The organism is Streptomyces sp. CBMA123 (assembly GCF_014596465.1).
Classification (GTDB): domain Bacteria; phylum Actinomycetota; class Actinomycetes; order Streptomycetales; family Streptomycetaceae; genus Kitasatospora.
Genome location: NZ_MECK01000248.1, coordinates 1 through 7637, shown reverse-complemented (window position 1 = coordinate 7637; position 7637 = coordinate 1). Strand labels below are relative to the sequence as shown.

The 7637-nt window shown below is 73.1% G+C and carries 8 protein-coding genes; 5 read left to right on the top strand and 3 right to left on the bottom strand.

Translation table 11 applies throughout. From position 1 onward, the window contains the following. Positions 1–475 (top strand): DUF2690 domain-containing protein (locus BG452_RS25490; protein ID WP_188306702.1); only part of this gene is annotated, 475 nt, incomplete at its 5' end. Positions 476–536: 61 nt separating this feature from the next. Here the strand turns inward: BG452_RS25490 and BG452_RS25485 are convergent. The 3 genes from BG452_RS25485 to BG452_RS25475 all read right to left on the bottom strand — a co-directional run bounded on the left by BG452_RS25485 (position 537) and on the right by BG452_RS25475 (position 2723). Then, positions 537–1496 carry a phosphatidylinositol-specific phospholipase C gene (locus BG452_RS25485; protein ID WP_188306701.1) on the bottom strand — a complete coding sequence of 320 codons (960 nt, stop codon included), beginning with the start codon at positions 1494–1496 and terminating at the stop codon, positions 537–539. Positions 1497–1576: 80 nt separating this feature from the next. Then, complete coding sequence (locus BG452_RS25480; RefSeq protein ID WP_188306700.1) at positions 1577–2320, bottom strand: class I SAM-dependent methyltransferase; 744 nt, start codon at positions 2318–2320, stop codon at positions 1577–1579. 157 nt (positions 2321–2477) lie between these two features. After that, positions 2478–2723, bottom strand: a complete 246-nt coding sequence (locus tag BG452_RS25475) for a hypothetical protein (protein WP_188306699.1) — start codon at positions 2721–2723, stop codon at positions 2478–2480. A 526-nt stretch (positions 2724–3249) separates the two neighbouring features. Here BG452_RS25475 and BG452_RS25470 point away from each other — a divergent pair. From BG452_RS25470 to BG452_RS25455, 4 genes are all read left to right on the top strand, one after another. After that, positions 3250–5502, top strand: a complete 2253-nt coding sequence (locus tag BG452_RS25470) for a hypothetical protein (RefSeq protein WP_188306698.1) — start codon at positions 3250–3252, stop codon at positions 5500–5502. An 84-nt stretch (positions 5503–5586) separates the two neighbouring features. Next, complete coding sequence (locus tag BG452_RS25465; RefSeq protein ID WP_188306697.1) at positions 5587–6303, top strand: DUF4241 domain-containing protein; 717 nt, start codon at positions 5587–5589, stop codon at positions 6301–6303. A gap of 81 nt (positions 6304–6384) precedes the next feature. Further along, a complete protein-coding gene (locus BG452_RS25460) occupies positions 6385–6735 on the top strand; it encodes a hypothetical protein (RefSeq protein WP_188306696.1) in 351 nt (116 codons plus the stop codon). A gap of 202 nt (positions 6736–6937) precedes the next feature. Further along, positions 6938–7555: a sigma-70 family RNA polymerase sigma factor gene (locus tag BG452_RS25455; protein WP_188306695.1), complete on the top strand. Its 618-nt coding sequence runs from the start codon at positions 6938–6940 to the stop codon at positions 7553–7555. The last annotated feature ends 82 nt before the right edge of the window (positions 7556–7637 follow it).

The window sequence follows — 7637 nt, the reverse complement described above, 5'->3', positions numbered from 1 at the left end:
CGCCGGGCGTCCGGCCACCACCCCGACCGCGACCGCGGCGAGCACCAGCGCGCTGCCCGCCCGGCTCTGCCAGGGCCTCGGCTGCGCCGGCAAGGACCCGGCGGCCATGGGGTGCGAGGCCGACGACCGCACCCTGCTGACCGGCAACATCGGCAAGGTCGTCCTGTACGTCCACTACAGCCCCCGCTGCCGGGCCGCCTGGGCGGGGATCACCGACGGCGCCCCCGGGGACACCGTCACCATCACCACCGGCGCCGGCGGGCAGGAGACCGCCCTGATCCACTGGGGCTTCGACAACTACTCGATGATGGTCGACGCCGCCGCGCCCGACACCACCCTGCGGGTCTGCGGCCACCAGCAGGACGGCGACGGCTGCACCGGACTCGTCACCGACCCCGCCGGCGGCGCGAGCGTCCTGGTCCCGCCCACCCCGGATCCGGCGAGCGCCACCCCGAGCGCGACCCCGACCTCCTGAGCCGCCCCGACCTCCTGAGCCGCCCCCGGAGGGCCCCGGCCGCCGGGGCCCTCCGGGGCCGCTAGACGAAGTTCTTGTCGATGAGCATCTGCAGCACGTTCACATGGAAGTCCGGGAAGTCCATCGGCACGATGCCGAACCGGGCCCGCTGCCCGGTGCGGGCGTTCAGGTACGGGTAGACGGCGCGGTCCATCAGGGTCTGGGAGCTGGTCTTGGGCCAGTAGCCGCCGGCGTAGCTGAGGAAGTTCACGAACATCCTCGGGTAGGTCGGGTTGAGGAAGGCCTTGTCGAACTGGGCGACGATGTCCCGGCCCTTCTCGCCCAGCGGGTCGAGTCCGCTGATCTGCCAGACGTCCTGGGTGTCGAACCAGTCGTTCTGGCCGCTGGACCAGCCGATCAGGCCCCACGGGTTGGCGAAGTCGGCGATCAGCACGACCTTGCCGCGGGCCGCGCCCAGGGTGGGCCAGCCGTAGAGGTGGAACAGGGCGCGGTAGCCCAGGTCGTCCAGGTAGTGGTTCACCCGCCGCTGGAACTCCGTGTCGTCCAGGGCCTGGCCGCCGGCGTGCTCGTTCTTCAGCCGCATCAGGACCGTCTCGCCCGGGTGCGCCTGGAGGAAGGACCGGCACTGGTCGAGCACGTCCTGGAGCCGGAGGTGCTGGTAGGCGTCGGCGTGGTAGATCCCCAGTTCGTCGGGCGCCCCCTCCAGGCCGTTGCAGCGGATGTCCAGGAAGCGGACGCCCTCCTGCAACTGCTGGGGCAGGCCCCAGTTCTGGGTGTGCGACCACTCGGTGCCGTACCAGGGGTTCTGGCAGCAGGAGTCGTGGGTGCCGGGGACGGTGAGGTCGAGCAGGGACAGGTTCCCGTCCAGCCGGCCCATCCAACTGTCCGTCGCCAGCCCGCCCGGGGTGGTCGAGGTGCCCGATGCCCGGGCGGCGGACGGCACCCCGAACAGGCTCCCGACCGCGGCCGCACCACCGGCCCCGGCGCCCCACCTGAGAAGATCACGACGTGCGATGCCCATGGACCGGCTCCCTCTGCTCCGCGCGCGGCTGTGACGACTTGACCCGACACTCCTCGAACGAGCCCGCCGCGTCAACGGGTTCAGCGCGGCGCCGGCTCCCGCCCGTCCGGGCCGACCACCAGCCACCAGGCCGGCAGCTCGATCCGCTCGCCGTCCGGGGTGAACTCGGTCAGGGACAGCGGCAGTTCGCCGGAGGTCAGGACGGTGAGGCCGGCCGAGCGGAACAGCCCGTCGAAGGCCGCGTCGGCCACCTCGGCGGGGGCGAGGCCGTGGGCGAGGACCGGGCGCAGCTTGGCGGGCGGCCCGGCCGGGGACTGGGCGAGCTCCCGCAGGACGGCCTTGGCCGCCTCGGCCAGTTCGACGACGAAGGCCCGGCCGCGCGACCCGAGCAGGGTGGCGACGGCCTCGGCGACCGGGCCGCGGTCGGCCGGGTCGCTCTGGTGGATCACCCCGCGCACATACACGTGGGCGTCGCCCAGGCGCTCGTGCAGGGCCCGGACGGCGGCCGGGTCGGTGGCGTCCAGCTGGGCGAACTCGGCCTGGCCCGCCCGGTCCTGGCGCCGGGCGAGCCCGACGGCGGTGTCGGAGAGGTCGACCCCGACGGCCCGGGGGAAGTGCTCGGAGAGGAAGCGGGTCTGCCGGCCGTTGCCGCAGCCCAGGTCGACCACGGGCAGCCGGGGCTCGCTCAAGTAGGGCGCGAACAGGGCGAGGTGGCGCTCCGCGGTGAGGGCCGGCTCGGCATCCCAGATCACCGAGCCGGGCGCCTCGGGGGCCTCGCCCCAGAAGCCCTCCCAGGCGTCCCGGTACCGATTCGTCACGCTCATGGCTGGGCCTCCGGATGTCACGCACAGTGCCGGAGTCGTGTCTATCGGTTGTGGGCGCGACAGGGCAAGGACCTCGGGCCCGACCGCTCGCGTGGCGTCGGGCCCGAGGTCGTCCGCCGACCGCCGCCCCCGGGAGGCCCGTTGACGGCGCTCGCGCTCAGCAGCCGGGGTGCCAGTCGGCCTCGAGTGCGGCAGTCCCGTCCTCGCGGGTGACGGGGTGCCAGTGGGCGTGCAGCCCGGCCGGGCGGGCGGTCGAGCGCGGCGCGCCCATCGCCCCCAGGACGGAGTTGTCCAGCGGGCTGGCGGACAGCCGCTCCAGCACCTGCGCGAACGCGGCGCGCAGCCCGTGGCCCCGGTGGCGCACGTCGGGGACGACGGAATGGAACGCAGCGACGACGGACATGCGGATCACCTCCGGAAGGACCTGCGGACCTGCAGGTACGCCCCCCAGCTTGCGCCGGTCCGCCCGTGCCCACGCCTGGATTGACGCACTGCTGACGCACCGCTGACGGGGTCCTGATGGCGGGGCCTCGTCCGTGTGCCACCCGGCGGCGCCGGCGGCCGGGTGGACGGGCCTTCGCGCGGAGTGCCCGAATGTGACCTGGCCGGTATTCCGGAGGCGGTGCGGAAAAGCCCGGTCGGCGTGCGCCGGCGGGTATTGTCAGGCGCCCGCCAGAACCGGGGGGCAGCAGCCCCGGGGAGGGTGACCGGACGAGCATCACCGCCGGTCAGAGCCACTTGTTCAGGCTTTCATCAAATTCCGTTCACGCTACGGACATTGACCTGGAGCCAGCCCCCGGGAGGTCTATCGTCAGCAATTCCCCAGCCCTTGGTAAATCCTGTTCCCAGGCGGCTGCGCGGGGCCGATCAGAGCGGGCATTATCGGCTGCCATGAGTCGACTCACCGCAATACCGCAGGGGGCTTTCGCGTGAAAGCCTTCCGCTTCCTTCCCGTCGTCGCGCTGGCCGTCGCCACCGCGGTGATCGGGTTGGCCACCGTCGTACCCGCCTCCGCGACGACCTCGCGGGTGGACCTGAACGTCCTGGTGGTCACCGACGGCAACCCCTGGGTCGAGGGCATCCGGCAGCAGCTCTCCGCCGAGGGCGTGCCGACCACCGTCATCGACCTGACCAGCACCAGCCGTGCCACCATCACCGCCGGCTTCCTGGCCGACACCCTGGCCGACGGCACCCCGCACGGGCACTTCGAGGGCGTCGTGCTGCCCAACGACGCGCCGGCCCAGCTCTCCGCGGCCGAACTCGGCACGCTGAGCGGGTACGAGCAGACCTACCAGGTCCGCCAGGTGGACGCCTACGTCTGGCCCGGCGCCGGCACCGGCCTCAACGCGCCCACCTGGTCCGGCTCGATGGACGCCACCACCGCCACCGCGACCGCCTCCGCCCGGGCCGACGCCTTCCACTACCTCAACGGCCCGGTGACCTTCGAGGGCACCGCCGGCGGCAGCGGATCGTACGGCTACCTGCCCACCCCGCTGCCCGACAACCCGGCCACCGGCTCGCACTTCGAGCCGTACCTGACCGAGACCATCCCCGGCACCGGCACCCAGGGCACCCTCGCCGGGGTCTACACCTCCGGCGGCCGCCAGCAGCTGGTGCTGACCTTCGCCTACAACTCCTACCAGCAGCAGTTCCGGCTGCTGGCACACGGCATCGTGGACTGGGTCACCAAGGGCGTCCACCTCGGCTACTGGCGCAACTACTTCTCCGCCCACATCGACGACCTCTTCAACGCCAACTCCCGGTGGAGCCAGAGCGGTCACTGCACCCCCGGCGAGGGCGACTGCGTCGGCAGCGTCCCGGCGACCACCGCGATCCGGATGACACCCGCGGACGTCACCGCCACCGTCGCCTGGGAGCAGCAGAACGACTACACCCTGGACTTCCTGTTCAACGGCGGCCCCAGCCTGGACTACGCGGAGGCCAACGGCGGCACCGACCCGCTGACCACCGCCCTGCTGGCGAACAAGAACAGCTTCATGTGGCTCGACCACACCTACCAGCACCCGTTCCTGGGCTGCGTGCAGAACTTCACCGTGATCCCGTGGAAGTGCCAGACCGACTCCACCGGCGCCACCCAGTACGTCGACCAGGCCACCGTCAACAGCCAGATCCAGCAGAACATCCAGTTCGGCCAGGCCAACGGGCTGCCGTTCCGGCCGGGCGAACTGGTCGCCGGCGAGCACTCCGGCACGGTGATGCTGCCGCAGCAGCCCAACGACAACCCGAACTTCCTCGCCGCCCTCAGCCAGAACAACATCCAGTGGCTCGGCGTGGACGCCTCCCGGGAGACCGGCCAGCGGCAGATCGCCTCGGCGCTCGGCGTGCCCCGCCACCCGGTCAACGTCTTCTACAACGTCTCCACCGAGTCCGACGAGGTGAGCGAGTACAACTGGCTCTACACCTCCAAGGCCAACGGCGGCAGCGGCAACTGCGAGGCCAACCCGGCCACCACCACCTGCATCCCGCCGCTGGACCTGAACGTCGGCTGGGCGGACTACGTGCTGCCGATGCAGGTGAGGATCACCCTCGGGTACGTGCTCGGCAACGACCCCCGGCCGTTCTTCATGCACCAGTCGAACCTGACCGACGACCGGCTCGCCCTGCAGACCCTGACGAACATCCTGTCCACCTACCGCGGTTGGTACACGGCCGACACCCCGATGGTCAACCAGACCCTCACCGACGCCGGCACCACCCTCCAGCAGCAGGCCACCTGGCAGCAGACCCGGAACGCCGGCACCGTCAGCGGCTACGTCCAGGGCGGCGTGGTCACCGTCCAGGGCCCGGCCGGCACCAGCGTGCCGGTCACCGTGCCCACCGGCACCACCGTGACCGGCGGCGCCGCCTTCGGCAGCGGCTACGCCGGCGAACAGTCCGCCTACACCACCCTCGGCACGGCGCCGACCAGCCTCACCGTCGCCAACGCCCTCTTCGGCACCACCACCAGCGCCAGTCCGACCCCGAGCACCGGGCTCGCCCTCGCCTCCTATGCGATCGGCTCGCCGCACGAGGTGCGCCGCACCGGCACCACCGTGACCGTCACCGACCCGTTCGGCACCCACGTGCTGCCCAAGCTCGCCGCCAAGCCCGACGAGGAACTGCACGTCGGCGGCACCCACCACCACCCGTACCAGACCCCGGTGGCGCAGACGAAGAAGTAGGGCCCGCCCGGCACCCACGGCCGGCCGGGGGCACCCGCCCCCGGCCGGCCCGCCACTGTCGGCGGCGCTCGCTACGCTCCCGCCATGACGCACACGACACATGCCCGCCTGGCGGCGGATCAGGATGAACGGGCGCTGCTGGAGGCGGTCTTCGTCCCCGGCGAGGGTCTGGGGGTGCGGGGGAGCGACCCGCTGACGGTCGTCCAGACGGTCGAGGTGACGGAGGTGACCACGATCCGGGTGCCCAGCGGACGGCTGGTGGTGAGCACGCCGTGGCCGGATGACGACTACGAACTGAACACGCCGGAGGGGCGGGAGTTGGCCGAGCGGATCCCGTCCGGCAGCTACCGGGTGGAGGCCGCGTGGGTACCCGCGTCCTACGGGGACGGGGAGGATTGCGAGGTGGCCGCTGTACGGCTGCGCGTGACCGAGGCGCCGGTGGTCGCCTGGGAGAACGCCCTCGGGGTGGGCGAGGACCCTGAGTTCCTCCGTCCGGGTCGGCGGTTCCGCTTCCCGGTGTCCGACATCCCCGTGGCGTGTTTCGCCGACGCCACGGCCTGGGAGGAACTGACCCTTCCGTTCCGGCAGTTCCAGCAGGACCTGCGCGACGGCACCGACCTGGCACAGCCCAGGGAGGAGCTGGGCGCAGGCCGGTTCGAGCGGGTGCGCCACGACGGATTCGGGGCCGACCTCGTGACCTTCACGGCGGACTACGACAATGTGGTCTGGCTCGGCCGGGCGGCGGACGGGACGGTCGCATCGGTGGTCGTGGTCGGCGGTTTCCGGCCGTACCCGTACTGACGGGGCGGCCACCCGCGGGCTGCGGCTGAACCCCGTTCGGCGGGCGCAACGTTGAGCGGGACGGAACGGGAGGAACACGGGATGGAAGCGGACGGGCCGGAGCTGCGGGCGTACGTCGCGGCGCTGGTGCGGATGGGCGCGCCGGTGCTGCCGGGGCCGTCCGGGCTGGCGGTGCCGGCGGGCAGTGCGGCCGAGGTGACGGCGGTCGCCCGGCGGCTGGCGCTGGGGGTACTGCCGGATCGGGGGTGCCGGCCGGAGCCGACGCCGGGGCTGCTGGGGCTGGCACGGGCGCTGGTGGTGGACGAGCACCCGTCGGCGCCGGGGTGGACGGTGGCGGAGCGGGAGCGGCTGGCGGGGTGGGTCGCGGTGCTGATCGAGCACCGGGGCGAGGACGGGGTGCAGGAGCTGGTGCAGGCGCTGAACGGGGACTGAACGGGGACTGAGCGGGGGCTGGGCAGGGACCGGGTGCGGCACCCGTCGACGGGGCGGGTGCCCGGCGCGGCGGGGCGGGGCGTTGGCGGATCGTTGGCAGGTCCTTGGCGGCGCCCGGCAGGCTGGGGTGAACCGCCACGGGGGATGTCCGGCGGAAGCCCTGCCATGTGCCCTTGCCCGACCTGAGAGGTAGCGCGTGTCGATGCAGTCCGTCGCTCAGCCCACGCCCGTAGTCCAGCCGCCCGCGGGCCCCCCGGCCGTCCCCGCGGCGACCCCGGAGCCGGCCCCGGCCCGACCGACCCTCGACCCCGACTCCCTGGCCGAGATCCACCGGCTGCACGGGGGTTACCTGCTGCGCGCCCTGCTACGGGCCACCCGCGGCGACCACGGCAAGGCCGAGGACATCCTCCAGGAGACCCTGCTGCGCGCCTGGCAGAACCCGGCGGCGCTCGCGGCCGGCCCGGAGCACAGCCGCCCCTGGCTGTTCACCGTCGCCCGGCGGATCGCGATCGACCACTACCGGATGGCCGCCGCCCGCGCCAAGGAGGTTTTCGGCGAGCCGGTGGAGGACCGGCCGGTCGCCGACGACCCGTACGAGCAGGTGCTGGTCGCCCGGGACATCGCGCTGGCGCTGCGGCGGGTGCAGAAGCACCACCGCGAGGTGCTGGTCGAGCTGCACCTGAAGGACCGTTCGGTGCTGGAGGCCTCGGTCGAGCTGGGGGTGCCGCCGGGGACGGTCAAGTCCCGGAACTTCTACGCCGTCCGGGCGCTGCGGCCGGTCCTGGCGGCGGAGCACGGGTACGCGCCGGTCACCAACTGAGTGCCCGGCCGCTGTCGCGCGGGTCGCCGGCGTGCGGGGCGCCGGCGTGCGGCCGGTCGTCGGCGGCCGGCCCGGCGTCGGC